Origin of the sequence: Pseudomonas sp. JQ170C (assembly GCF_035581345.1) — a bacterium.
Classification (GTDB): Bacteria; Pseudomonadota; Gammaproteobacteria; order Pseudomonadales; family Pseudomonadaceae; genus Aquipseudomonas.
Map to the genome: position 1 here is coordinate 1,828,592 of NZ_CP141608.1, position 21,726 is coordinate 1,850,317.

Annotated in this window: 29 protein-coding genes and 3 tRNA genes; 12 read left to right on the plus strand and 20 right to left on the minus strand. The window is 60.8% G+C overall.

The features are described from left to right. Window positions 1-234: 234 nt before the first annotated feature. The 3 genes from U9R80_RS08500 to U9R80_RS08510 all read right to left on the minus strand — a co-directional run bounded on the left by U9R80_RS08500 (window position 235) and on the right by U9R80_RS08510 (window position 4,165). Window positions 235-1,281, minus strand: a complete 1,047-nt coding sequence (locus tag U9R80_RS08500) for an ornithine cyclodeaminase (RefSeq protein WP_324804815.1) — start codon at window positions 1,279-1,281, stop codon at window positions 235-237. A gap of 20 nt (window positions 1,282-1,301) precedes the next feature. Then, complete coding sequence (gene ctlX / locus U9R80_RS08505; RefSeq protein ID WP_301842892.1) at window positions 1,302-2,219, minus strand: citrulline utilization hydrolase CtlX; 918 nt, start codon at window positions 2,217-2,219, stop codon at window positions 1,302-1,304. Window positions 2,220-2,374: 155 nt separating this feature from the next. Beyond that, on the minus strand, window positions 2,375-4,165 hold the full coding sequence (locus tag U9R80_RS08510; protein WP_301842891.1) for a sigma-54-dependent Fis family transcriptional regulator: 1,791 nt from the start codon (window positions 4,163-4,165) through the stop codon (window positions 2,375-2,377). Window positions 4,166-4,416: 251 nt separating this feature from the next. Here U9R80_RS08510 and U9R80_RS08515 point away from each other — a divergent pair, with 251 nt between their 5' ends. From U9R80_RS08515 to U9R80_RS08540, 6 genes are read left to right on the plus strand one after another with little or no spacing between them, the layout of a single operon-like run. Then, window positions 4,417-5,511, plus strand: a complete 1,095-nt coding sequence (locus tag U9R80_RS08515) for an ABC transporter ATP-binding protein (RefSeq protein ID WP_301842890.1) — start codon at window positions 4,417-4,419, stop codon at window positions 5,509-5,511. Continuing rightward, the gene (locus U9R80_RS08520) at window positions 5,511-6,608 is read left to right on the plus strand and encodes an ABC transporter ATP-binding protein (protein ID WP_301842889.1); all 1,098 of its coding nucleotides are present in this window, start codon (window positions 5,511-5,513) and stop codon (window positions 6,606-6,608) included. The genes U9R80_RS08515 and U9R80_RS08520 overlap by 1 nt, the downstream gene beginning before the upstream one ends. Next, on the plus strand, window positions 6,605-7,468 hold the full coding sequence (locus tag U9R80_RS08525; protein ID WP_028945317.1) for a carbohydrate ABC transporter permease: 864 nt from the start codon (window positions 6,605-6,607) through the stop codon (window positions 7,466-7,468). The genes U9R80_RS08520 and U9R80_RS08525 overlap by 4 nt, the downstream gene beginning before the upstream one ends. A 12-nt stretch (window positions 7,469-7,480) precedes the next feature. Next, a complete protein-coding gene (locus tag U9R80_RS08530; protein ID WP_301842888.1) occupies window positions 7,481-8,281 on the plus strand; it encodes a carbohydrate ABC transporter permease in 801 nt (266 codons plus the stop codon). A gap of 11 nt (window positions 8,282-8,292) precedes the next feature. After that, window positions 8,293-8,565, plus strand: coding sequence for a DUF2160 domain-containing protein (locus tag U9R80_RS08535; protein WP_301842887.1), 273 nt, complete (start codon window positions 8,293-8,295; stop codon window positions 8,563-8,565). Between the two features lie 50 nt (window positions 8,566-8,615). Further along, window positions 8,616-10,352: an ABC transporter substrate-binding protein gene (locus U9R80_RS08540; protein ID WP_301842886.1), complete on the plus strand. Its 1,737-nt coding sequence runs from the start codon at window positions 8,616-8,618 to the stop codon at window positions 10,350-10,352. A gap of 88 nt (window positions 10,353-10,440) precedes the next feature. Here the strand turns inward: U9R80_RS08540 and folD are convergent, their stop codons facing one another. Further along, entirely contained in the window at window positions 10,441-11,295 is an 855-nt protein-coding gene (gene folD / locus U9R80_RS08545) for a bifunctional methylenetetrahydrofolate dehydrogenase/methenyltetrahydrofolate cyclohydrolase FolD (protein WP_301842885.1), read from the minus strand. A gap of 285 nt (window positions 11,296-11,580) precedes the next feature. On the opposite strand from folD, the gene U9R80_RS08550 reads away from it, so the two are divergent. The 3 genes from U9R80_RS08550 (at window position 11,581) to U9R80_RS08560 (ending at window position 11,913) form a co-directional block, all read left to right on the plus strand. Further along, window positions 11,581-11,657, plus strand: a tRNA-Arg gene (locus U9R80_RS08550). Between the two features lie 41 nt (window positions 11,658-11,698). After that, a tRNA-His gene (locus U9R80_RS08555) sits at window positions 11,699-11,774 on the plus strand. Between the two features lie 54 nt (window positions 11,775-11,828). Next, window positions 11,829-11,913, plus strand: a tRNA-Leu gene (locus U9R80_RS08560). A gap of 9 nt (window positions 11,914-11,922) precedes the next feature. Here U9R80_RS08560 and U9R80_RS08565 read toward each other — a convergent pair. From U9R80_RS08565 to U9R80_RS08595, 7 genes are all read right to left on the minus strand, one after another. Beyond that, window positions 11,923-12,873, minus strand: a complete 951-nt coding sequence (locus U9R80_RS08565) for a tyrosine-type recombinase/integrase (RefSeq protein WP_301842884.1) — start codon at window positions 12,871-12,873, stop codon at window positions 11,923-11,925. Window positions 12,874-12,917: 44 nt separating this feature from the next. Then, window positions 12,918-13,238 carry a helix-turn-helix domain-containing protein gene (locus U9R80_RS08570; RefSeq protein WP_301842883.1) on the minus strand — a complete coding sequence of 107 codons (321 nt, stop codon included), beginning with the start codon at window positions 13,236-13,238 and terminating at the stop codon, window positions 12,918-12,920. Next, window positions 13,229-13,477 (minus strand): hypothetical protein, encoded by a 249-nt coding sequence (locus U9R80_RS08575; protein WP_301842881.1) that lies wholly within the window; start codon window positions 13,475-13,477, stop codon window positions 13,229-13,231. The genes U9R80_RS08570 and U9R80_RS08575 overlap by 10 nt, the downstream gene beginning before the upstream one ends. 61 nt (window positions 13,478-13,538) lie before the next feature. Further along, window positions 13,539-13,979, minus strand: coding sequence for a hypothetical protein (locus U9R80_RS08580; protein ID WP_301842880.1), 441 nt, complete (start codon window positions 13,977-13,979; stop codon window positions 13,539-13,541). Beyond that, a complete protein-coding gene (locus tag U9R80_RS08585) occupies window positions 13,976-14,302 on the minus strand; it encodes a hypothetical protein (protein WP_301842879.1) in 327 nt (108 codons plus the stop codon). The genes U9R80_RS08580 and U9R80_RS08585 overlap by 4 nt, the downstream gene beginning before the upstream one ends. Window positions 14,303-14,352: 50 nt before the next feature. Further along, the gene (locus tag U9R80_RS08590) at window positions 14,353-14,505 is read right to left on the minus strand and encodes a hypothetical protein (protein ID WP_301842878.1); all 153 of its coding nucleotides are present in this window, start codon (window positions 14,503-14,505) and stop codon (window positions 14,353-14,355) included. Next, the gene (locus U9R80_RS08595) at window positions 14,502-15,041 is read right to left on the minus strand and encodes a hypothetical protein (protein WP_301842877.1); all 540 of its coding nucleotides are present in this window, start codon (window positions 15,039-15,041) and stop codon (window positions 14,502-14,504) included. The genes U9R80_RS08590 and U9R80_RS08595 overlap by 4 nt, the downstream gene beginning before the upstream one ends. Before the next feature lie 122 nt (window positions 15,042-15,163). On the opposite strand from U9R80_RS08595, the gene U9R80_RS08600 reads away from it, so the two are divergent. Next, on the plus strand, window positions 15,164-15,826 hold the full coding sequence (locus tag U9R80_RS08600) for a hypothetical protein (RefSeq protein ID WP_301842876.1): 663 nt from the start codon (window positions 15,164-15,166) through the stop codon (window positions 15,824-15,826). Here the strand turns inward: U9R80_RS08600 and U9R80_RS08605 are convergent. After that, window positions 15,823-16,218 (minus strand): hypothetical protein, encoded by a 396-nt coding sequence (locus U9R80_RS08605; RefSeq protein ID WP_301842875.1) that lies wholly within the window; start codon window positions 16,216-16,218, stop codon window positions 15,823-15,825. The genes U9R80_RS08600 and U9R80_RS08605 overlap by 4 nt on opposite strands. 63 nt (window positions 16,219-16,281) lie before the next feature. Between U9R80_RS08605 and U9R80_RS08610 the strand changes: the two genes are divergently transcribed. Then, on the plus strand, window positions 16,282-16,629 hold the full coding sequence (locus tag U9R80_RS08610; protein ID WP_301842874.1) for a hypothetical protein: 348 nt from the start codon (window positions 16,282-16,284) through the stop codon (window positions 16,627-16,629). 39 nt (window positions 16,630-16,668) lie between these two features. On the opposite strand, the gene U9R80_RS08615 is transcribed toward U9R80_RS08610, so the two are convergent. From U9R80_RS08615 to U9R80_RS08650, 8 genes are all read right to left on the minus strand, one after another. Continuing rightward, complete coding sequence (locus U9R80_RS08615) at window positions 16,669-17,052, minus strand: hypothetical protein (protein WP_301842873.1); 384 nt, start codon at window positions 17,050-17,052, stop codon at window positions 16,669-16,671. A gap of 14 nt (window positions 17,053-17,066) precedes the next feature. Then, window positions 17,067-18,077: a nucleoid-associated protein YejK gene (gene yejK / locus U9R80_RS08620; RefSeq protein WP_301842872.1), complete on the minus strand. Its 1,011-nt coding sequence runs from the start codon at window positions 18,075-18,077 to the stop codon at window positions 17,067-17,069. 77 nt (window positions 18,078-18,154) lie between these two features. Further along, the gene (locus U9R80_RS08625) at window positions 18,155-18,403 is read right to left on the minus strand and encodes a hypothetical protein (protein WP_301842871.1); all 249 of its coding nucleotides are present in this window, start codon (window positions 18,401-18,403) and stop codon (window positions 18,155-18,157) included. 81 nt (window positions 18,404-18,484) lie between these two features. Continuing rightward, window positions 18,485-18,946 carry a hypothetical protein gene (locus tag U9R80_RS08630; protein ID WP_324804816.1) on the minus strand — a complete coding sequence of 154 codons (462 nt, stop codon included), beginning with the start codon at window positions 18,944-18,946 and terminating at the stop codon, window positions 18,485-18,487. A gap of 226 nt (window positions 18,947-19,172) precedes the next feature. Further along, a complete protein-coding gene (locus U9R80_RS08635) occupies window positions 19,173-19,442 on the minus strand; it encodes a hypothetical protein (RefSeq protein ID WP_301843449.1) in 270 nt (89 codons plus the stop codon). Between the two features lie 21 nt (window positions 19,443-19,463). Next, on the minus strand, window positions 19,464-19,850 hold the full coding sequence (locus tag U9R80_RS08640) for a response regulator transcription factor (protein ID WP_324804817.1): 387 nt from the start codon (window positions 19,848-19,850) through the stop codon (window positions 19,464-19,466). A gap of 409 nt (window positions 19,851-20,259) precedes the next feature. Next, window positions 20,260-20,508, minus strand: coding sequence for a DUF1654 domain-containing protein (locus U9R80_RS08645; protein WP_301843268.1), 249 nt, complete (start codon window positions 20,506-20,508; stop codon window positions 20,260-20,262). Between the two features lie 168 nt (window positions 20,509-20,676). Next, window positions 20,677-21,408, minus strand: a complete 732-nt coding sequence (locus tag U9R80_RS08650) for a LexA family protein (RefSeq protein ID WP_301843269.1) — start codon at window positions 21,406-21,408, stop codon at window positions 20,677-20,679. Between the two features lie 30 nt (window positions 21,409-21,438). Here U9R80_RS08650 and U9R80_RS08655 point away from each other — a divergent pair, with 30 nt between their 5' ends. After that, the gene (locus U9R80_RS08655; RefSeq protein ID WP_301843270.1) at window positions 21,439-21,672 is read left to right on the plus strand and encodes a transcriptional regulator; all 234 of its coding nucleotides are present in this window, start codon (window positions 21,439-21,441) and stop codon (window positions 21,670-21,672) included. The last annotated feature ends 54 nt before the right edge of the window (window positions 21,673-21,726 follow it).

The window sequence follows — 21,726 nt, forward strand, 5'->3', positions numbered from 1 at the left end:
AGTTTTATAATTGATGTAGGGCAGTGGAGCGCATCGGTCCGTTAGTGACTGATTGGTCGGGCCAAGAATGCGCGATGGCGACGATTTTTTTGTGTCGTTTCAACCGGCGTCGGCTGCCGGATTTTGCTGTTGAGCGTGTCATTGCAGCCGGATCGGCTGCGCCACCTCCTGTTTGGGTTCGAGTGACAGCGGTTACGGTTGCGCCGCGCGCTGGCGCGGCGCAACCGAGGGGCCTCAGGCGCGCTTTTTCTGGGCGCTGGCCAGCGGCTGGCGCAACAGCGCGAACAGGTCCTTGGGGTTGTCCAGTTCGGGCACCAGGGCGATGTCGTGACCGATGTCCAGGGCGGTGGCCACATCCAGCACATAGCGCAGGGCGGAATAGTCTTCCAGGGCAAAACCGACCGAGTCGAACAGGGTGACTTGCTCAGCGTTCTCGCGGCCCGGCGCCTGGCCATTGACCACTTGCCAGAACTCGGTGGTGGGCGAATCGGCAGGCATCTGCTGGATCTCGCCCTCGATACGGCTTTGCGGCTCGTATTCGACGATCACCCGGGCGCGCTCGACGATATCGCGGTGCAGTTCGGTCTTGCCCGGGCAGTCGCCGCCCACGGCGTTGAGGTGCATGCCGGGCTCGATCATCTCCGGGGTCAGGATCGTGGCGTAGGCCTTGTCGGCGGTCACGGTGGTGACGATGTCGGCGCCGCGCACGGCTTCGGCCACGGAGCCTGCGATGCTCACCTTCAGCTGCGGGAAGGTACTGAGATTGGCCACCAGCTTGGCGCTGGCGTTCGGGTCCAGGTCGTACAGGCTGATCTCGTCGATACCCAGCAGGGTATGGAAGGCCAGGGCCTGGAATTCGCTCTGCGAGCCATTGCCGATCAATGCCATGCGCCGGCTGCCCGGACGCGCCAGGTAGCGTGCGGCCAGGGCCGAGGTGGCGGCGGTGCGGATCGCGGTGGTCAGGGTCATTTCACTGAGCAGCACCGGTGCGCCGGTATCGACATCGCCCAGGGCGCCGAAGGCCATCACGGTGAGCATGCCGCGCTGGGTGTTCTTGGGGTGGCCGTTGACGTACTTGAAGGCGTAGAGGTTGGCGTCGGACACCGGCATCAACTCGATCACGCCGTCGGGCGAGTGGTTGGCCAGGCGCGCGCATTTTTCAAAGTCGTGCCAGCGCAGGTAGTCCTCACGAATGTACTCGGCCATCTCGCTGATGCAGGTGCCAAGGCCCTTGCGCGCCACCAGGTGGCTGAGGTCGGTAATGTCGATATAGCGGGTCATGATGAACTCCTTTGTTGTAATCAGTGGCGCACCGGCAGGTGCACTTCGGCGAGCATGCAGCGGGCGCTGCCGCCGCCGATGCGTTCGATATGGTCGATGTTCACCACCACCGGGTGGCTGTGCTGCTCGACCTGGCGGCGTTGTTCGACCGACAGCGAGCGCCAGGCGCTGCGCGACATCACCAGCAGGGGCTGGCCTTGTTTGTCGTGGACTTCGAGCATGTTGCCGGCAAAGCCTTCAAGCTGATCGAAGTCCAGGGCCAGGATGTCCTTGCCGGTGACGCGCAATGAGTGTTCCAGGGCGCGGCGCTCGTCGGCGTCGGGCAGGGCCTGCAGGCAGACCACCGAGAGCCCGCGGCCCACGCTCATCATCACGTTGCTGTGATAGATCGGCGCCTGGTGCCGGTCGACGGCGTGGAACACGCACAGGCGGTAGTCGAGCTGTTCGGCGAACAGGCGCAAGGCCTGGGTGTGAGTGCGACCGGAGTGGCAGGCGTAGCTGATCCGGTGCTGGCGATCCAGGACCATGCTGCCGGTCCCTTCCAGATACATGCTCTGCTGTTCCAGCGGGCTCAGGTCGATGGTCTGACGGACGGCGAAACGCTCTTCAAGCACCTTGAGCACACCTTTGTTGCGCTCCAGCCGGCGGTTCTGGCCCTCCATCGGGTAGAGCACCAGGCTGCCATCGGCGTGGCTGCTCCACCAGTTATTGGGGAAGATCGAGTCGGGGGTGTGGGGGGCCGGGGTGTCTTGCACCACCAGCACTTCGACGCCGTGCTGGCGCAGGGTATCGACATATTCATCGAACTCTTCCAGCGCTTTCTGCTGCGCCCGGTCCGGGTCGAGCAATGCTTGCTGGAAGCGGTTGTTGAGGGCGGTGTCCGGGTTGAAGGCGAACCGCGCCGGGCGGATCATCAAGACTGTATTTGTTGTTTGCATCGAGGCACGCATCCGGGGTTGGCGGTAGGGATATTGTCGATGCGCCGGGGGATAAATCCCGGCTGAAGCACAGTGGGCGCTCAGCCGGTAAAGCTGAAATCCAGGGTGCGACAGCGGAATCGGCTGTGTTGCCGGGATCGCGGGGCAAGCCCGCGCTAGCGGTCGGCGCGGGCGTGCCCCGCGAGGTCGCGCAGGCGCTTGTAGAGGGTGGTGCGGCTGATCCCCAGGTCCCGTGCCAGGGCCGATACGTTGCCGTTGAGGGCCTGCAGGCGCAGGTTCAGATCCTCGTCGCTCGCAACCGGCTCGGCACAGGGTGCGGCCCCGGATTCGGCAAAGAAACTGTCCGGCAAATGCTCCAGGGCGACGGGCTGGCCGTCGGCCAGGGCCAGGGCTACCTGCAAGGTGCTGTTCAACTGGCGCAGGTTGCCTGGCCAGGGGTGTTGCAACAGGTGCTGCAGGACATGGTTGTCGAGCTGCGCCGGTGCATCGGGGGCGCGGTGTTGCTGGTGGATCTGCTGGATCAGGGCCAGGCGATCGCTGCGTTCGCGCACCGGCGGCAAGGTCAGGCTCAGGCCGGCGATGCGGTAGTACAGGTCTTGGCGGAAACGGCCCTGGCGCACCAGCGCGGGCAGGTCCTGGTGGGTGGCCGAGACCACCCGGATATCCACCGGTACCGGCTCGCCACTGCCCAGGGGCTGGATGCTGCGTTGCTGAAGGAAGCGCAGCAGCCGTGCCTGGGTCGACAGCGGCATGTCGCCGATTTCGTCGAGAAAGACGATGCCATGGTCGGCCTTGCGGATCAGGCCCGGGTTGCCTTTGTGATGGGCGCCGGTGAAGGCGCCTTTCTCATAGCCGAACAGTTCCGACTCCACCAGCTCCGCCGGAATGGCGGCACAGTTCACCGCAACCAGCGGCTGGTGACGACGGCTGCTGGCGGCGTGCAGGGCATTGACGAACACCTCTTTGCCGACTCCAGTTTCGCCCTGGATCAGCACCGGTATGTCTTTTTCCAGCAGCAGGCCGGCCTGGCGCAGGGCCTTGCCGATCCGTGGGTCGCCTTCATGGGCAGGTGGCTGGACGGCGAGCGGGGCGGGCCGATCCAGCGGCTCATGCAACAAGCAGTGGAAGCGGTTGCGGCCGGTGACCTGCACGGCGAAGGGCGCACCCGGCGCATGCTTGAGCAGCTCGGCCAGGGGTGTCTGGAACACCTGCTCAAGACGCTGTTGCAAAGGCGACTGGCCAAGCAGGCTGTCAGCCCGGCGATTGGCGGCGAGGATGCGTCCCTGGTCATCGAACAGCAGCAGCCCGGCCCATTGGCTGTCGACGTTGTTCGAGCCGCTGTTGAAACTCAGTTGCCGGCACTGCCCGGCATAGCGCGCCATGATCAGGCGGTTTTCCAGGCTCTGGCTCATCATTCGCACCAGGCCCAGGGTTTGCGAGGCAGGCAGGTAGCTGTCGCTGGAGGCATCCAGCACGCCGATCAGGCGGCGCTCGGCATCGATCAGCGGCGCAGCGGCACTGGCCATGTAGCGGTTGAGTTTGAGGAAGTGCTCGTCCTGGCCCACATGCACGGCCTGGGCGCAGGCCAGCGCGGTGCCGATGGCATTGGTGCCCACGCCCTGTTCCAGCCAGCGGGCACCGGCGACAAAGCCGTGCTGCTGGTGCGGGTCGATGAAGCGCCGGGTGCCCCAGGTGTCCAGCAAGCGGCCTTGTTCATCGCTGAGCATGATCAGGTAACTGGAGTTGCCCAGCAGGTGAGTGAACTGCGGCATGACCTCGTCGCGGGTGGTGCGCAACAGCGCCTGCTGGCGCTCGAGCAGCTCGTCAAGGTGAGTGCCGGACAGTTGGTCGAAGTCGGGTGTGCTCTGCGGCGCCAGGCCGTACTCGCGACAGCGCGCCCAGGATGCCTGGATCAACTGGGCATGGGTGGGGGCGGATACGGCCATGGGCCTTCCCTCTGCCGGAGCAGTGTTGTTGTTTTTGTGTGATCCAGTGTTGTTCAGTCCTGTTCATTGTCAATGCACGGCTGTTCAGGTGTTCAGCACCTGCTGTTCATTTGTGTTCAACAGTGAACAGGCGCTGGTCAGGGTCTGTGGAAAAATACTGCGCTGACAATGGCTTGCCTTGGGTGCCCGGTGCTGGCACGGATCTGGCTCTGTGGCCAACGCCTGTCTGCTAACAACCACCAGGGCCGCCCATGTCGCTAACGCTGGAACATGTCAGCCGCACCGTCGACAGCCAGTCGTGGATTGTCGATGCCAGCCTCAGTTTTGAACCGGGGTCGTTCAACGTCCTGCTCGGCCGCACGCTGTCGGGCAAGACCAGCCTGATGCGCCTGATGGCCGGGCTCGATCGTCCGGACCAGGGCCGGGTGCTGATGAACGGGGTGGATGTCACCGGCCGGCCGGTGCGCCAGCGCAATGTCTCGATGGTTTACCAGCAATTCATCAATTACCCGACCCTGAGCGTGTTCGAGAACATTGCCTCGCCGTTGCGTCAGGCGCGGGTAGGTGAAGAAGAGATTCGCCACAAGGTGCACCAGACCGCGCAGATGCTGCGCATCGAGCCGTTCCTCAAACGCATGCCCCTGGAGCTTTCGGGCGGGCAGCAGCAGCGCACGGCCATGGCCCGGGCACTGGTCAAGGATGCCGAGCTGATCCTGTTCGACGAGCCATTGGTGAACCTGGACTACAAGCTGCGCGAAGAGCTGCGCCAGGAGATGCGCGCGTTGTTCGCCCAGCGTCACTGCATCGCCGTGTACGCCACCACCGAACCCAATGAAGCGCTGGCGCTGGGCGGCACCACCACGGTACTGCATGAGGGGCGCATCGTGCAGAGCGGCCCCACCGCAAAGGTGTATCACCAGCCGCGCACGGTGCTGGCGGCGGAGCTGTTTTCCGAGCCGCCGATCAACCTGATTCCGGGGCGCATCAATGGCAACGAAGTGAGTTTTGCCGGGGCCGTGCACTTTGCGATGAATGCCGACCTGCGCCGTATCGGCGACGGCGAGTACCGCTTTGGTGTACGCCCCAGCCATATCAGCCTGGTGCCTTCCAACGATGACGATCTGGAGCTGGCAGTGCTGGTGGAGCTGGCGGAAATCAGCGGCTCGGAAACTTTCCTGCATGTTCGCAACGAGCACTTTCGCATCATCCTGCATTTGCCCGGCGTGCATGAGTACAACGTCGATGCGCCGATCCGGGTGTTCATCCCCACGCATAAATTGTTTGTGTTCGACAGCGCGGGCCACCTGGTGCAGGCGCCGGGTGCCCGTGAAGCGAGGGGCGTCTGATGGCCGAGATCCGCTTGCAGCACCTGGCCCACAGCTACAGTCGCACCCCGGGCAGTGCCGACGACTACGCCTTGCGCGAGCTGGAGCACGTGTGGGAACAGGGCGGCGCCTATGCCTTGCTCGGGCCTTCGGGCTGCGGCAAGTCGACCCTGCTCAATATCATTTCCGGGTTGCTCAGCCCGTCCCAGGGGCAGGTGCTGTTCGACGGCAAGGTGGTCAATGCGCTCTCGCCCCAGGCGCGCAACATAGCCCAGGTGTTCCAGTTCCCGGTGGTGTACGACACCATGACGGTGTTCGACAACCTGGCCTTCCCGCTGCGCAACCAGGGCATGGATGAGGCGCGGGTACGCAGCAAGGTGGCGGAAATTGCCGAGGTGCTCGACCTGGGCCCGGCACTGAACAGAAAAGCCCGCAACCTCAGTGCCGACGAGAAGCAGAAAGTCTCGATGGGGCGCGGCCTGGTGCGTGACGATGTGTCGGCGATCCTGTTCGATGAGCCGCTGACGGTGATCGACCCGCACCTGAAGTGGAAGTTGCGGCGCAAGCTCAAGCAGATCCACGAGCAGTTCAACATCACCATGATCTACGTCACCCACGACCAGCTGGAGGCCTCGACCTTTGCTGACAAGATCGCGGTGATGTATGGCGGCCAGATCGTTCAATTCGGTACCCCGCGCGAGCTGTTCGAGCGGCCGCGCCATACCTTCGTCGGTTACTTCATTGGCAGCCCGGGCATGAACCTGATCGAGGTGCAGCTCAAGGCGGGCGGCGTGAGCTTTGGTGCGGTTGAGCTGCCCTTGCCGGCATCGTTGCGCGAGCGCCTGGAAGCGCTGCCCACCGCACGTTTGCAGGTCGGTATCCGTCCGGAGTTCGTGCAGGTGCGCGAGGCGCCTTTCGATGATGCGTTCAAGGCGCGCGTCGTGGATGTCGAAGACCTGGGCACCTACCGGATCCTGACCCTGGAGCTTGAGGGCGTAGCGCTGAAGGTCCGCCTGGGTGAAGACCGCATCGTCCCTGAGGATCATGCCTGGATCAGCTTTCCATCCCAGTGGCTGATGCTCTATGCCGACGATGTGCTAGTGGAGGCCACGCCATGAACAAGGTGCCCAACAACAAGGCCTGGTGGCTGGTGTTGCCGGTGTTCCTGCTGGTGGCGTTCAGCGCCGTGGTGCCGATGATGACAGTGGTCAATTACTCGGTGCAGGACATCTTCGATCAGTCCAGCCGCTACTTCGTCGGCGCCGACTGGTACCGCCAGGTCCTGCAGGACCCGCGTCTGCATGACTCGTTGCTGCGTCAGTTCATCTATTCGGGGTGCGTGCTGCTGATCGAGATTCCGCTGGGGATCGCCATTGCCTTGACCATGCCGACCAAGGGGCGCTGGTCGTCGTTGTGCCTGATCGTCATGGCGATTCCGTTGCTGATTCCGTGGAACGTGGTGGGCACCATCTGGCAGATCTTCGGCCGTGCCGACATCGGCTTGCTGGGTGCCTCGCTCAACCAACTGGGGATCAACTACAACTACGCGGCCAACACCATGGACGCCTGGGTGACGGTGCTGGTGATGGACGTGTGGCACTGGACCTCGCTGGTGGCGCTGCTGTGTTACTCGGGGCTGCGGGCGATCCCGGATGTGTACTACCAGGCGGCGCGCATCGACCGCGCCTCGGCCTGGGCGGTGTTCCGGCATATCCAGTTGCCGAAGATGAAGAACGTGCTGCTGATCGCCGTGATGCTGCGCTTCATGGACAGCTTCATGATCTACACCGAGCCGTTCGTGCTCACCGGGGGCGGGCCGGGCAATGCCACCACCTTCCTCAGCCAGACCCTCACGCAAATGGCGGTGGGGCAGTTCGACCTGGGGCCGGCGGCGGCGTTCTCGCTGGTGTACTTCCTGATCATCCTGCTGGTGTCGTGGCTGTTCTACACCGCCATGACCCATGCCGACAACGACTAGGAGGCAGCCCTGATGAACCTGCGCAAGACGTTGCCCTTGCTGCTGTACATCCTGTTCCTGCTGGTGCCGATCTATTGGCTGCTGAACATGTCGTTCAAGAGCAACACCGAGATTCTCGGCGGCCTGACCTTGTGGCCGCAGGATTTTACTTTCGATAACTATCGGGTCATTTTCACCGACCCGAGCTGGTACAGCGGCTACCTCAATTCGCTGTACTACGTGTGCCTGAACACAGTGATTTCCCTGAGTGTCGCCTTGCCGGCGGCCTATGCGTTTTCGCGCTACCGCTTCCTCGGCGACAAGCACTTGTTCTTCTGGCTCCTGACCAACCGCATGGCGCCGCCGGCGGTGTTCCTGCTGCCGTTCTTTCAGCTGTATTCCTCCATCGGCCTGTTCGATACCCACATTGCCGTGGCCCTGGCCCACTGCCTGTTCAACGTGCCGTTGGCGGTGTGGATTCTGGAAGGTTTCATGTCTGGCGTGCCGAAGGAAATCGACGAGACCGCCTATATCGACGGCTACAGCTTTCCACGCTTCTTCGTGAAGATTTTCGTGCCGCTGATTGGCTCGGGCATCGGTGTGACGGCGTTTTTCTGCTTCATGTTTTCCTGGGTCGAGCTGCTGCTGGCGCGCACGCTGACGTCGGTGAACGCCAAGCCGATCGCGGCGGTGATGACCCGCACGGTGTCTGCCTCGGGCATCGACTGGGGTGTGCTGGCGGCGGCCGGGGTGTTGACGATTCTGCCGGGCATGCTGGTGATCTGGTTTGTCCGCAACCACGTGGCCAAGGGCTTTGCCCTGGGCCGGGTCTGAGGAGGCGTGCGATGGAGTGGATGGCCTGGACCCTGCCGACGGCGCTGTTCTTTACGGCGATCGGATGTTTGCTGCTGGGCATGACCCTGTTCGAGTTGCGCAGGCCCTGCGTGGAGCGCCGGGGCTTCCTGCCGATTGCCACTACCCGTGGCGATCGGTTGTTCATCGGGCTTCTGGGCAGCGCGTACCTGCACCTGCTGGTGATCGGGGTCAGCGACTGGAACATCTGGGTGGCCTCGCTGCTGTCAGCGGTGTGGCTGTTGGTGGTGATGCGTTGGGGCTGACCGGGCAGGTTCGGCCAGGCTCCGTGGGAATACACAATCGGGAGATCACGATGTTCGACAACAACAAGAACCGGCGACATTTGACCCTGGCTGCGTTGCTCGTACTGGGCAGCTTTCACGCCAGCGCCTGGGCCGACGCCTATGAAGATGCCGCAAAGAAATGGATCGGCAGCGAGTTCAAGCCTTCGACCCTGACCCCTGAGCAACAGCTTGCGGAGCTCAAGTGGTTCATCAAGGCGTCCGAGCCGTTTCGCGGCATGAAGATCAACGTGGTGTCGGAAACCATTGCCACCCATGAATACGAGTCCAAGGTACTGGCCAAGGCCTTCAGTGAAATCACCGGTATCAAGCTGACCCATGACCTGCTGCAGGAAGGCGACGTGGTGGAGAAGTTGCAGACCCAGATGCAGTCGGACAAGAACATCTATGACGGCTGGGTCAACGACTCGGATCTGATCGGCACGCATTTTCGCTACGGCAAGACGGAGTCCATCACCGACCTGATGGCCAACGAAGGCAAGGACTACACCTCGCCAACCCTGGATCTGAAGGACTTTATCGGCATCTCGTTCACCACCGCGCCTGACGGTAAGATCTATCAATTGCCTGACCAACAGTTCGCCAACCTCTACTGGTTCCGTGCCGACTGGTTCGACCGCCCGGACCTCAAGGCCAAGTTCAAGGAGAAGTACGGCTATGAGCTCGGCGTGCCGGTGAACTGGTCGGCCTATGAAGACATCGCCAAGTTCTTCAGCGAGGACGTCAAGGAAATCGACGGCAAGCGCGTCTACGGGCACATGGACTACGGCAAGAAAGACCCGTCGCTGGGCTGGCGCTTCACCGATGCCTGGTTCTCCATGGCCGGTGGCGGCGACAAGGGCTTGCCCAATGGCTTGCCGGTGGATGAGTGGGGCATTCGCGTGGAGGATTGCCACCCGGTGGGTTCAAGTGTGACCCGTGGCGGCGATACCAATGGCCCGGCGGCGGTGTATGCGACCCAGAAGTACGTCGACTGGATGCGAGCCTATGCACCGCCCGAGGCCCAGGGCATGACCTTCTCCGAATCCGGGCCGGTGCCATCCCAGGGCAACATCGCCCAGCAGATCTTCTGGTACACCGCCTTTACCGCCGACATGACCAAACCCGGCCTGCCGGTGATGAACGCCGACGGCACGCCGAAATGGCGCATGGCGCCGTCGCCCAAGGGGCCGTACTGGGAGGAGGGGATGAAGCTTGGGTATCAGGATGCCGGTTCCTGGACCTTCCTCAAGTCGACACCAGAGAAGCAGCGCCTGGCGGCCTGGCTGTACGCCCAGTTCGTGACCTCCAAGACGGTGTCGCTGAAGAAAACCATCGTTGGCCTGACGCCGATCCGCGAGTCGGACATCAACTCCCAGGCCATGACGGACCTGGCGCCCAAGCTCGGCGGGCTGGTGGAGTTCTACCGCAGCCCGGCGCGGGTGCAATGGACGCCCACCGGCACCAACGTGCCGGACTACCCGCGCCTGGCCCAGCTGTGGTGGAGCCATATCGCCGAAGCGGCCAGCGGCGAAAAGACCCCGCAACAAGCGCTGGATGGCCTGGCCCGCGACCAGGACAAAATCCTGGAACGGCTTGAGCGCTCCAAGGCTCAGGCCACGTGCGCGCCCAAGCTGAACCCGGAGCGGGATGCCCAGTACTGGTTTGACCAGCCGGGCGCGCCCAAGCCCAAGCTGGCCAACGAGAAGCCAAAGGGCGAGACGGTCAGCTACAGCGAGCTGCTCAAGTCCTGGGACGCGGCACGTTAGGCGCGGGTTTGCCCCGCGATCCGCTCTTCTCCGGGCACAAAAAAACGGCATCTTCACAGATGCCGTTTTTTCATTGCCTGTTCACACCTTACTTATGCAGCTCTTCAGCCGCATACAAGGTGTTTTCCAGCAAGCAGGCCCGGGTCATCGGCCCGACGCCACCCGGCACCGGCGTGATCCAGCCGGCACGGGGCAGGGCAGTCTCGTAGACCACATCGCCGACCAGCTTGCCATCGTCCTGACGGTTGATACCGACGTCGATGACAATGGCGCCTTCCTTGATCCACTCGCCCTTGACCAGGCCAGGCTTGCCGGCGGCAACCACTACCAGGTCGGCGCGGCCGACGTGGCCGGCCAGGTCCTTGGTGAAACGGTGGGTGACAGTGACGGTGCAGCCGGCCAGCAGCAGCTCCATGGCCATCGGGCGACCGACGATGTTCGAGGCGCCGACGACAACGGCATTCATGCCGTACAGGTCCTGACCGGTGCTTTCGAGCAGGGTCATGATGCCTTTGGGGGTGCACGGACGCAGCAGCGGGATACGCTGGGCCAGGCGGCCGACGTTATAAGGATGGAAACCATCGACGTCCTTGTCCGGACGGATACGCTCGAGCAGCAGCGATGCATCCAGGTGGGCAGGCAATGGCAGCTGCAGCAGGATACCGTCGATGTTCGCATCATCATTGAGGCGATCGATCAGGTCGGTCAGCTCCTGCTGGGAGGTCTCGCTGGGCAGGTCGAACGCCTGGGAGATAAAGCCGACCTCTTCGCAGTCTTTACGCTTGTGCGAGACATAGACTTGAGAGGCGGGGTCGGTGCCGACCAGGATCACCGCCAGGCCAGGCGTACGCAGGCCTTGCTGGCGACGCTCCACGACACGTTGGGCGATCTGCTGGCGCAGGCTGGCGGCGATCGCCTTGCCGTCGATAAGGTGTGCAGTCATGACGCGTGATTAACCATCGAGAGGGAATAAAAAGAGCGCGCATTCTCGCATGAAGGGGCCCGAGGGCAAAGGCGCTTGGTCCGGCAATTCCCCTAAGCCCTTAAATAAAATGAATTTTTTTCAAAAAAGAGTTGACGACCTAACCACTCGTCTATAACATTCGTCGCACTTGTCGGGCAGAGCCTAGCACTGGTTAGCAAGGTCAGGCAGAATGAGCGGATTTGGTAGCTTGTTCGGTACGGCTAAAAGTTAATTTGTAATCGTAACAGAAAGCAGATTAAATATGCGCCCGTAGCTCAGCTGGATAGAGCATCCGCCTTCTAAGCGGATGGTCGCAGGTTCGAGTCCTGCCGGGTGCGCCAATAGGCAGCTTAGGCACAAGTAAAGCGGTAAATGCAATATGGTGGGCGTAGCTCAGTTGGTAGAGCACAGGATTGTGACTCCTGTTGTCGTGGGTTCGATCCCCATCGTCCACCCCATATTCCAGAAAGGCGCCTGATGAAAATCTGGCGCCTTTGCTTTAAAAGCTACACGCGGACGTGGTGAAATTGGTAGACACACTGGATTTAGGTTCCAGCGGCGCAAGCTGTAAGAGTTCGAGTCTCTTCGTCCGCACCACTATGTAAATCAAGGGGTTACGAGCTTAAGCAGTGCTCCCCCTTGAGCCGCTGGACTTTCAACGTGAACAGAACGTGAACTCGACTGTTCACGACCCTGGTCCAACACCCGTACCGCATCCCTCACCCTGGCTGGCGCCAAGTGCGCATAACGCTCCGTCATCATGACGGTCGAGTGACCCAGTAAATCCCTGACTTCAGCCAGCGCAACGCCGGCACTGATCAAATGAGCTGCACACGTGTGGCGCAGATCGTGAATCGTGAAGTCATCAATCCCCACCTTCTTGCAAGCCTCGTTGAATCCCTTCCGTATGCACACCACCCGTTCGCCTGTTCCACGCGCGAAAACCCAAGGTGTTGCCGGGCATAGCTCGGCGCGAAACGCCATCATCTGCTTCAGTGCATCGAGCGCCCCCTGGTTCAACGGGATGCTTCGACGCTTTCCGGCTTTCGTGTGCACGCCTTCCAGGTAGATCAAGCCATTGGCAAAGTCCACGCGGCGCCACTCCAAGCCCAACATTTCCTCCTTACGACAGCCGGTGTTTACCGCCAGGCGGATGAAGCTCTCCAGAATCACACCAAACTTCTGCGACCTGGCCGCCCGACAAAGGCTTTCGACTTCGGCCTTTGTGAGCCAGCGCACGCGGCCCTCTGGCTCCTTCATCTTTCGGCCTTTCACTGGATTGGGCAGGCCCCACTCATACTCGACGTTGCACCAGTTGATTGCCGCAGACAGCGCGGCCAGCTCCCGGTTGATCGTCGCCGCCGATACTCCTGCAGTGCTGCGCTTATCCATGTACGCCCGGACGTCCTTTCCGGCTAGGTCATTCATCACAACCCCTGTAAAATGGGGGCGCAAGGCTTTTACCCTGTTGAGTGTTGTTTCGTAGCTGCGCTGGTGCTGGCCGGCGTTACGCAGATACGGAAGCATCACCTCATTGAAAGAGCGGGGCGGGTTCACGCCCCATTCTTTTTCCTTCCAGGCATCCGCCCGGGCCTGTTGCTCTAGTGCTTTTGCCGCCGCGAAGTCGGCAGTCCCAGAAGAGCGTCTAACTCTTTTTCCATCTGACTGTGTGACAAAGATCCACCAATAGGGCGAATCGTCTCTTTTGTAGGGCATTCGGGTTCCTCCGACATGCCGCCCGCGGCGCAGATACTAGCAGCGGCGGCTTCGTCGATCATCATTTGCAGTTTTTCGGCATGCACCCTGACACCGCGCTTCATCCAGCGAACGGTTGGGATGCGTTTTTCATTGGCCATCCGGTAAGCCGTGGCCCGGCTGACGCCGAGCATGTCGGCCGCCCGTTCGACGGAAATCAGGGACATGGTTGTCTCCACGCCGCGCGTGGCGGCAGAGGTTGGGAGGGGTTAGGCGTGGCATTGGGATCGAAGCAGCGCTTGTAGCGGTCGCGGTAGTCGTCGCGGTCCAGGTTGCTGAGCAGCTCTTGCTCGCGCCCGGCTGCCCACATCTGCTGGTGGCGCTTGTTGCAGGTGAAGCCGGTGTCGGACTCGTGCTCGCCATCAACCCATTCCAGGTGCTGGCAACTGTTGCAGTTCTTCCTCATGGCCTCGGCCCCTTCCACATGAGCCAGGCCATGTAGAGCGGGGCGGCGAATGGTAGGAGGATCATGGCTGCACCTGCTGAATATTGGATTCGACCCAAGCGCGCATGCGCCGCCACCGTTGCTCAGGCGTATCCGAGAGCAACTTCCACCTCCCATCCACTTCCTGCACGAACTCGCCTGGGCTCTCGTCGTTCTCGTAGACGATTTCTGCAGCCATGGCCTCAGCGATCCCGAAGGCCTGCGCCACGCTCTCGCGGTCATGGGCGTCGATCTTGGTCATGTCGAGGCCGCGCTTGGCGCCGAGCGCGCCGAGGGTGCAGAATTGGCCGTCCGCTTCAAGCGTGTCTGTTACCAGGCGCTTGTCCGGCATAGCGTCCAGTGCATCACGGAGCTCGACCAGAAATGCCTGGCCGCGCTTGCCCCTGATGGCCGACTTCACCGCGCCTCGCCAGCAGATGAGGCTCCAACCATCACAGTCGTCGCTGTATCCGCTGCGGCTCATGACTTCACCTCGCGGCGCGCCCACCAGCACACCGGGCCGTCGTCGGTGTCGTGAATGGCCAGGCAGAACCAATCGCCACCGGTAGGTCGTTCAGGCTCCCAGTAACTGCAGTCAGGGTCATGACTTTCAAAATATCGGTTAGCGATCGCCTCATCGGCGTATTCCAGGCTGACCATGCACACCGCCAGGCCCTGTTCGGCAATCCAGGCCTTGCACTTGTCGCCATCACCTTCGTCGAAGTCGGGAAGGTCCGGATGTTGGAACATGCCGTTTTCGTCGCGCACAACTGGAGCCCGCTGGATCAGCTTGATTTCTTCAGGCATGACTTCGTCCTTGCCGCCATATCGCGGCTGTTCAATAGAGGGGAGAGGGGTTAGAAATCGAGAGAGTATTCAGCCAAGTAGGCTTCTTGCGGGGTCTGTCCACGCGCCCAGTTGTATTCCTTCCACAGCTCTGGCATGCCGGGCGTGTGGCCGTTCTTTGCGGCCAAAGCCACCAGTTCGGCCCACCACTGTTCCCAGCTCATGACTGGCGTTGCAAGGCGGCGCCGGCGGACAGTGCCCGATCGTCAACGTAAAGGCGCCGACCCGCGGACACCCGCTTGGCCTTCCATTCTGTCTCGGCATCAAGCTCGCCGACTTCGATGCAATCCCGAAGAACTTCTTGGGCTTCAGCTAACTGAGTCCGCAGTTCCTCGACTTCCGGATCACGGGCAGCGAACGCCTTGGCACCTTGGTCGGCCATGTCACCGGCGCTGAAGCCTTCGCCAGTGGCGGCGTGGGTGAATAGCGGGCGCGTCTCCACCTGATAGCTATCGCGGAACTTCTCGCCTTTTCCTTCATGCCACAAGCTCCAGCCAGTGGCTGCGCCAGCGCTTACGCGGTATTGCCACGCCACCGGCTCGCCCTGGTGCTGGGCGGCTGGCTGGGCGAGAAGGGCGTTTAGCTTCGAGGAGAAGTCGAAGATCTGCGCTCGGGCGAAGCGCTCGGCAGCCGCTTCGATTTCTGCGCGCGGCACGCTGACCAACTGTTCGGTGTGGGTGGATCGGTTTTCTGTGGGCATGGGGAGACCTCGTCATATATAGTCAAATATTGGTTATAGGGGCAGATCTCACCTCATTGCTACGGTTTCCACGAGCGACGGCCGCTTTGAACAGCGCAATAGTGTCTGGAATGGAGGTTTTAATGAAGTTAGGGTTTAGGTATTCAGCCGATAAATACAATCGGTCTCTGCTGAATCTAGGTAATATTCGAATAGGAACGCTGCACAACTTCCGCAAGGCTGAGCACAAAAAGGGAATAGCGGATGGCAAAGAAGGTAAAAAAAGTGTCAGCCACTTTATTGAGTCCGATATAGTAAGGGGCGATGGGAGTCGGCGATCACCGGCAGTCGAAGCATTTCAAATCGCTGAGGCGAAGAGAGGCGCAGTCGGAGAGCTTGAAGGTGTTACAGTCAGGAAGTCGTTCGATGTGTCAGACCGATTCGTACACTGCATATCCGCTGGCTATTCTTTAGATGTTTTGCGGGAGTTCGATGGCGCGAATTCTTGCGTTGAAATTTCCGACATTAAAAGGTTCTATGAAAGACTGACCGAGTCATTAAATTATGTCACTCCGGTCCAGCTAGAGTATCTTGGGCCTGTGCTTTACGCGGATCGAGAAGAAATCTGGAATGGCAGGGACTGGGGGGTTAATCCGGCCGTTATAAAGGAAAAGCATTTCAGTCCGCAACTAGAAGTGCGAGCAATATGGAGGCCGAAACTACGAGTTCCGATAGAGCCGATATTTTTATACGATGTGGGCTTGGTCAAATTTTGTAGATTGCTTCCTTGCCCGCGAGATAATTAAGCGACATCACGTGCGCGGTCTGTGCCGGGTGAGTAGTCGGCCCACCCAACCTTTGGCGCGTTGGATTTCTCATTGATGATTGGGTGTCCCTCGGGATCTGTAAGTGCGCATTTGGCCCTGATGCGCAAATCCCTGCACTTGCAGTGTTTTCGAGTTAACGCAACGAACTGTTCGGCGTACTGCGGCGCGTCGAACATCTGGCTCAGCTGCTTCACCTTCTCGCCTGCCATGATCGCCGCGGCGCACTGCTGCACGGCTTCCTCCCATTCAGCGAGCGTCAGCTCTAGGGGGGGGCAGCCAGCCTTATCGCTTGGCCTGGTGGTCTTTGTGATCTTCCTGGCCTCGGCCAGCGCTACGTCGGCGGTCATGCCGAAGACTGCGAATGTGCTCATGAGGATCTCCTGCTCGCGCATGCGCGATGGCAAAATGGATTTTCCATCGATAAGGAGTGATTTATGGAGGCTTGGGCCGTCGGTTTGATTGGGGCGCTGGTAGGGTCGGTAAGCTCGTTTGCCGGTATCTGGATTCAGAGTCGATACCAGCACAAAAGAGAGATGACCAAGATGGTGATGGAGTCAGCCACAAAGGATCGAGATCACCTTTTCGATTTGGCGGAGAAGTCCGGCAAGAGAGGGCCTTTGCCGCCCATTGTGCTTTTCGTTCACTACCATGCCGAGCTGTACAGGCTGATGGGGAAGGGGCAACTGACTCAGAAGCGCCTTAAGAAACTTCACGACGAGAACAAGGAGATGGGGCGACTGATTCTCCAGATGGACGAACAGCGCCGCGCAGAAAGCCTGTGAACCTTCGGCAGCGCATCGTCGAATAGGGTTGCTGGAGAATCAGGCCAGGCGGACCTTGAAGCCGAACATGCATTCAATGTCGTGGTACTCGCACCGCTCGTAGGCCTTGTACTTGGCCTGCGAGGGTGTGCTGGCGAACACCTGGACAATGGTTCGATTGGTGATGTCCCACCAGTCCCAGCCGCTGACCAGCACTTGGTAGCGCTTCAGCGGTAGCTTTTCAGCCATCTCGCCGTACTGCATCTCCCAGGTGGGGTGGTAGTTGCGGATGCGCTTCTTCGGGTCGCTGTCGAGAATGACGCCGATGTAATGCCCCCGATCGGCCATGATCACGCCCGGCTCACCGTTGGCGATCACGCGGCGCCCGATCTCGGCGGGTACGTCGTAATGGCGGCGAACGTAGTCGCAGTTGTAGTTGTTCATTGATCACTCCTTGATCAGGCTTCAGCAGCGCGCCTCAGCTGATTCATGAGCTGCGTCGGCAGGTTCTTGATAGTCAGGCTGGCGCTGTCCTGGTCGAACTCGACGCGCTTGCCGAGCAGGTGCGCCTCGAAGCTGATCGACATTCCTTCAGCGCGGCCGGTGTAGCGCCGGTACTGGTTGAGGGTGCGCTTGTCGGCGGCGAAGCTCTCGGAGATCCCGTAGTCACCAGCCCGGATGAACTCGGCGAAGGTCTTGGGGTTGCCCTCGTCCAGCAGCGCGGACAGTTCGTCGAGGCTGACCGGGTCGCCGGTCTTGCCCTGCGCCTGGGCGTAGGCCACCAGTTCGTGGCTCTTCTCGCTGGCGGTGTCGTCGGCCAGATCCTCCGCTTTCACGAAATCAGCGAAGGCCTTGAGCAGAGTTCGCGTCTCGCCCGGGCTGTCGATCCCTTCCTGGCAGCCGATGAAGTCGCGGAAGTAGTCGGATGCCTTGCGGCCATTCTTGCTCTTGATGAACGAGATGTACTGCCGTGAGTCTGGGCAGTTGCGCCATTCGCTGATGTTGATTCGGGCTGCGAAGTGCAGGGCGCTGGTGTCCAGGTGCCGTGATACGGACACGCTGAGGTCGTCCGCAACCGAGATCGTCTCGGCCTGCTGCAGGATGGCGATGGTCAGGTACTCGGTCATGCCCTGCTGGTACAGGGCGAACAGTACGTGCCCGCCAACGGCCAGGTTGGATTCCCCCATGAGGCGAGTCAGGTGCTCAACCGCAGTGCGGGTGAAGTCGATGAACTCCATGTCGCCACCGGTGAGCTTGGCGAGCCAGCCGCTGAGCGGGTAGGCGCCCGACTCGGGATGGAAGAAGCCCCAGGCCTTGCCGGTCTTGGCGTTGTAGCCGTCGTTCACGTCATGCACCAGGTTCTCGATGGTGCCGCTGACGGGCAGGCTGGCTCCGGCCACATGCAGGGTCGCCGGGCTGCCGTCCGGCTTCTTGTCGATGAAGTGCATCACTGCGTGTCGAATGGGCATGGGGTACTCTCCGTGGCCGGCTGGCGGCATGATGGCAATGGGTCAGATGCTCGTGTTCCGCCTGTCACGGCGGCATGTCACGCAGTGCGGATTAGCGATGCGAGCTGCTTGTCTGTGAGCCGATCGGCGCCGTGGATGAGGCGGGAAATGAGGTCTTGCTCCTCCACAATGCCTGCCCTGGCCATCGACCGTTTAAGTGCGTTGTCAGTGTTGTGATAGAGGTCCGTGACAATCCGGCGTGACAGCAACCGGGCTTCGCGTTCCTCCGCAGAGAGCTTTTCTCGCTCGCGCTGTTCTTGCTTGCGCTGGGCTGGCGTCTTCGCCATGGTCGATACCTCCCAAGCCGCTGGGCGGCAGATTGATGTGTTGCTGGCGCCGGCCGTGCCGGATACGGTTGGTGATTCGCCTCATGCTGCGACTTTCTCCTGGCTCCAGGCGCCGACGGTTTTGAACACTGCGGCGGCCTGGGCCTCTTCAAGCGTCAGGTCTGCAGGGATTGCGATCCATCCCGAGGCTACAACGTGCTGCTGGTTGCACTGGGCGCGCAGGTCCGTATATGTCGCCTCGATTACATCGGTGAGGTGCGATGCCAGGTAGTTGCCTTGGGGCGCGACCTCGACGGACTTGCAGTACTGCTCGCCATTGGCCTTCTGGCACATGACGCTCAGGTAGATGGTCCAGCGGTGAGGGATGTCGCATACCGCATCGACTATCTGGCGGCTGCGGATGCGGCTGCCACTTTTCCAGTTGACCAGGCACTGCTGGCCGCTGGGGTCGATGTTCACCACGGCTACATGGTTGGTGCCCAGCAGCGCCCGGCAGGCACGCTCCATCCGGGCTCGCATGTTGTGCGGTTTGCGCTTGCTCATAGAGCCTCCGCGAGCTTCCGCAGGACGGCGCGCTCTGCGGTGCTTGGCCGACGGCGCCGACGTTTCAGGATGGTTTCGGGATCAACCTTCGTGGATCGCATCGGCGGGGGAGTGTTCTGGAACCCTGAGACCTTTGTGGCCTGGCCGCCGGCAGCGAAGAACTTGTCGACGCTCGCGTTCAGTTGCTCAAGCGCCTGGATGCGAGGGTGTGGGATAGGGTCGCCGATCATTGCCGTCCGACCAGCTTGCACTTCGCAGCTGCCTCCATGGCCTGGGCGAAGTTCACTGCCGCGCGGTAGGAGAAGGCAAAACCCTTGGTTTGCCCGCTGGCCAGGTCCACGATGTGGTAAGCCTTACCCTTGGTGACGATCTGGTACCGGACCTGCTGGGCTGGTGCCGGGCGGTTGATCTTGGCGTAAAAGTCGGCTGTGGCCAGGATGGCGCGTTCGCGCAGGGCGGCCAAGCCTTCCACACGCTGATGCATGGCTGGGTGCATGGGGAACTCCTCGGGTAGGTGTCAGGCGTGCAGGTCGAACGATTCGGCCTTGCGGATGATTCGGACCTGGGCAATTCGTCGCTCAGGAACGCGGCGATCGCGGCGCATTGGGTCGGCATCGCCAGTTACGGCGTGCATGGCGATCAAGCCAGCGAGCACGAAGCACATCGGGCTGATGATCTGGCGCTTCATGGCCTCGGCGACCAGGGCGGCCCGGCGATGCACACCAAGCTTGAACATGGCCGCGCTCAGCCGCTTCACGACGGTGCTCGGGGCGATGTCGATCAGGCGGGCAATCTCTTTGGCGGTCATGCCCTGGGCAACCGCCAGCAGGCATTCCAATTCGCGGGGAGCCAGGCCACGTCCGAGGTGGCCTTTCCAGGTGCCGCTGGTAATCGTCGATTCCATGATGAGTGCCTCGGTGGATGCTCTATCGTTGGGCTGATGCAGGGGGGGCGCGCTGGCGGTGTGTTCTCGTCCGCATCCCAAAGCACCCGTCTCCAGGTGCTTCAGTGATGCTTTCCCGCCTGGGCCTGCAACTGGCAGCAGCCTGGGCGTAACTCTTTCGTTGTTCTTCCGACCGCGACCCTGGTCCGCCGGATAACTGTTCTTGGCGCTTTACGCTGCACGCCTGGGTCAGTTGCCAACCCTCTGGACTGTTGAGGCCTGTCCATCGCTGCCTTCGTTTCTGGTCGGTAGCAATCCGACATTTCTATAACGTAAGTTATGGTGCGAATAATAACTTTAGTTTCGCGCATGTCAATAACCTAGGTTATTTTTATGGGTAAAAGAAAACCCGCTCAGTGGCGGGTTTTGTTCAATGGTCGACGTGATCCCGCCAGCCGATGCGGATCGCGCCGCTATCAAGGCGATCAATGCGAATTCCCTGAGTGGCTTCCAGCTCGGCGATCAGTCGATCCCAGTCCCGCTGGCTCTCCGCTGCATCAGGTATCACTTCGATGACCTGGACCTTCTGCACATGAGGTGAGCAGATCAAGCGCTGAATTCGTTGGCCTAAGCGCTCATAGGAGGTTTCAGAGGTATGTGAGAAAGCGAGAGGGGGCATGTACGAAAACTCCGTTTACTGTATGTGCATACAGTTATTTCAATTCAAGGAGCTTTGCAATAGGAGCGGGTGTGTAAAGTTTATTGGCAGGTAAACTTTTCGCGCAGGATCAGATTCCGAAAGGCACAAAAAAGCCCGGAGAACCGGGCTTGAGTGAGAGTTCAGCCTTCAGAGCTTCATCATTGCGCGTACAACCACACCAACGATGCGACAATTTTCGGCGCACATCTCGACGGGGTACGCCGGATTGAGTGGCTTGAGGTAGCGCCGCCCGCCATCATCCACCAGCTTCTTGAAGGTGGCTTCGTTGCTGTCCGCAAGCTTCGCTACCACGAGCTTTCCTGAGATCGCCTCGGCCTCGGTATCGACCAAGATCATCATCCCCTCGGTAATGCTGGTGCCCACGGGCGAAGTCATAGAGTCGCCTTTGACCTCAAGCCAGAAGGCCACGCCTTTCGAGTTGTAGTCGGAAATTTCGTAGCGATCCGAAAAACCGGGTGGAAAGGGCTCGACTGCTTCAGCCCAGGCGCCTGCTGCAACCCAGCTTACAACTGGATATCGGTAAGACATGTTGGGTTGCATTGCCGGAGCCACATTACTCGGCTCTGCCGTCGATGCCTTCCCTGAGTCCAGCCATTCAGCTGAGACATTCAGCGCGCGAGCGATCTCCACCAACTTCTTGGAGGTCGCATTCCTTCCGCTCTCCAGGTGCTGGATCGTCACCTGGCTCACGCCCGCCTTTTCAGCAAGCTGCTGCTGGCTCAAGCCAAGCGCTACGCGCCGGCTATAGATACGGTCTTTCAGTGTTCCGGAGTCTTCATTCATACCGCTAAGGGTAAAACACGCGTTATTGCCCTTCAAATAACATGTGTTTGCCTTGTTAATAACTTGAGTTATCATCGTTGGCACGATCCATTGGGGCACATAGACATGCCAGAGAAAGAAAGACCTGTTGACGCGGTGGTCCGCTTGGCTGGGGGGCAGGCTGAATTAGCCCGCCGCTGCAATACAAGCCAACCCCGCATTTGGCAGTGCGTGCACCGGAATCAGCGCGTTCCTGCTGACCTTGTTATCCCATTTGAGAAGGCTGTTGGCGCTCAAGTTACTCGCCATCAGCTCCGTCCGGACCTCTACCCGGAAGAGGACGCCAGCTCTCCATGTTGAGGTCAATTGTCGACTACCCGGCACTGCGCCGGTAGTCGTGCGCCTTGGCTGGTG

Bases quoted from the DNA above. Each gene is read 5' to 3' on its own strand.
- U9R80_RS08500 (WP_324804815.1), bottom strand. From the start codon at position 1,281: ATGACCCGCTATATCGACATTACCGACCTCAGCCACCTGGTGGCGCGC.
- ctlX (WP_301842892.1), bottom strand. From the start codon at position 2,219: ATGCAAACAACAAATACAGTCTTGATGATCCGCCCGGCGCGGTTCGCC.
- U9R80_RS08510 (WP_301842891.1), bottom strand. From the start codon at position 4,165: ATGGCCGTATCCGCCCCCACCCATGCCCAGTTGATCCAGGCATCCTGG.
- U9R80_RS08515 (WP_301842890.1), top strand. From the start codon at position 4,417: ATGTCGCTAACGCTGGAACATGTCAGCCGCACCGTCGACAGCCAGTCG.
- U9R80_RS08520 (WP_301842889.1), top strand. From the start codon at position 5,511: ATGGCCGAGATCCGCTTGCAGCACCTGGCCCACAGCTACAGTCGCACC.
- U9R80_RS08525 (WP_028945317.1), top strand. From the start codon at position 6,605: ATGAACAAGGTGCCCAACAACAAGGCCTGGTGGCTGGTGTTGCCGGTG.
- U9R80_RS08530 (WP_301842888.1), top strand. From the start codon at position 7,481: ATGAACCTGCGCAAGACGTTGCCCTTGCTGCTGTACATCCTGTTCCTG.
- U9R80_RS08535 (WP_301842887.1), top strand. From the start codon at position 8,293: ATGGAGTGGATGGCCTGGACCCTGCCGACGGCGCTGTTCTTTACGGCG.
- U9R80_RS08540 (WP_301842886.1), top strand. From the start codon at position 8,616: ATGTTCGACAACAACAAGAACCGGCGACATTTGACCCTGGCTGCGTTG.
- folD (WP_301842885.1), bottom strand. From the start codon at position 11,295: ATGACTGCACACCTTATCGACGGCAAGGCGATCGCCGCCAGCCTGCGC.
- U9R80_RS08570 (WP_301842883.1), bottom strand. From the start codon at position 13,238: ATGTCCCTGATTTCCGTCGAACGGGCGGCCGACATGCTCGGCGTCAGC.
- U9R80_RS08575 (WP_301842881.1), bottom strand. From the start codon at position 13,477: ATGAGGAAGAACTGCAACAGTTGCCAGCACCTGGAATGGGTTGATGGC.
- U9R80_RS08580 (WP_301842880.1), bottom strand. From the start codon at position 13,979: ATGAGCCGCAGCGGATACAGCGACGACTGTGATGGTTGGAGCCTCATC.
- U9R80_RS08585 (WP_301842879.1), bottom strand. From the start codon at position 14,302: ATGCCTGAAGAAATCAAGCTGATCCAGCGGGCTCCAGTTGTGCGCGAC.
- U9R80_RS08590 (WP_301842878.1), bottom strand. From the start codon at position 14,505: ATGAGCTGGGAACAGTGGTGGGCCGAACTGGTGGCTTTGGCCGCAAAG.
- U9R80_RS08595 (WP_301842877.1), bottom strand. From the start codon at position 15,041: ATGCCCACAGAAAACCGATCCACCCACACCGAACAGTTGGTCAGCGTG.
- U9R80_RS08600 (WP_301842876.1), top strand. From the start codon at position 15,164: ATGAAGTTAGGGTTTAGGTATTCAGCCGATAAATACAATCGGTCTCTG.
- U9R80_RS08605 (WP_301842875.1), bottom strand. From the start codon at position 16,218: ATGAGCACATTCGCAGTCTTCGGCATGACCGCCGACGTAGCGCTGGCC.
- U9R80_RS08610 (WP_301842874.1), top strand. From the start codon at position 16,282: ATGGAGGCTTGGGCCGTCGGTTTGATTGGGGCGCTGGTAGGGTCGGTA.
- U9R80_RS08615 (WP_301842873.1), bottom strand. From the start codon at position 17,052: ATGAACAACTACAACTGCGACTACGTTCGCCGCCATTACGACGTACCC.
- yejK (WP_301842872.1), bottom strand. From the start codon at position 18,077: ATGCCCATTCGACACGCAGTGATGCACTTCATCGACAAGAAGCCGGAC.
- U9R80_RS08625 (WP_301842871.1), bottom strand. From the start codon at position 18,403: ATGGCGAAGACGCCAGCCCAGCGCAAGCAAGAACAGCGCGAGCGAGAA.
- U9R80_RS08630 (WP_324804816.1), bottom strand. From the start codon at position 18,946: ATGAGCAAGCGCAAACCGCACAACATGCGAGCCCGGATGGAGCGTGCC.
- U9R80_RS08635 (WP_301843449.1), bottom strand. From the start codon at position 19,442: ATGCACCCAGCCATGCATCAGCGTGTGGAAGGCTTGGCCGCCCTGCGC.
- U9R80_RS08640 (WP_324804817.1), bottom strand. From the start codon at position 19,850: ATGGAATCGACGATTACCAGCGGCACCTGGAAAGGCCACCTCGGACGT.
- U9R80_RS08645 (WP_301843268.1), bottom strand. From the start codon at position 20,508: ATGCCCCCTCTCGCTTTCTCACATACCTCTGAAACCTCCTATGAGCGC.
- U9R80_RS08650 (WP_301843269.1), bottom strand. From the start codon at position 21,408: ATGATAACTCAAGTTATTAACAAGGCAAACACATGTTATTTGAAGGGC.
- U9R80_RS08655 (WP_301843270.1), top strand. From the start codon at position 21,439: ATGCCAGAGAAAGAAAGACCTGTTGACGCGGTGGTCCGCTTGGCTGGG.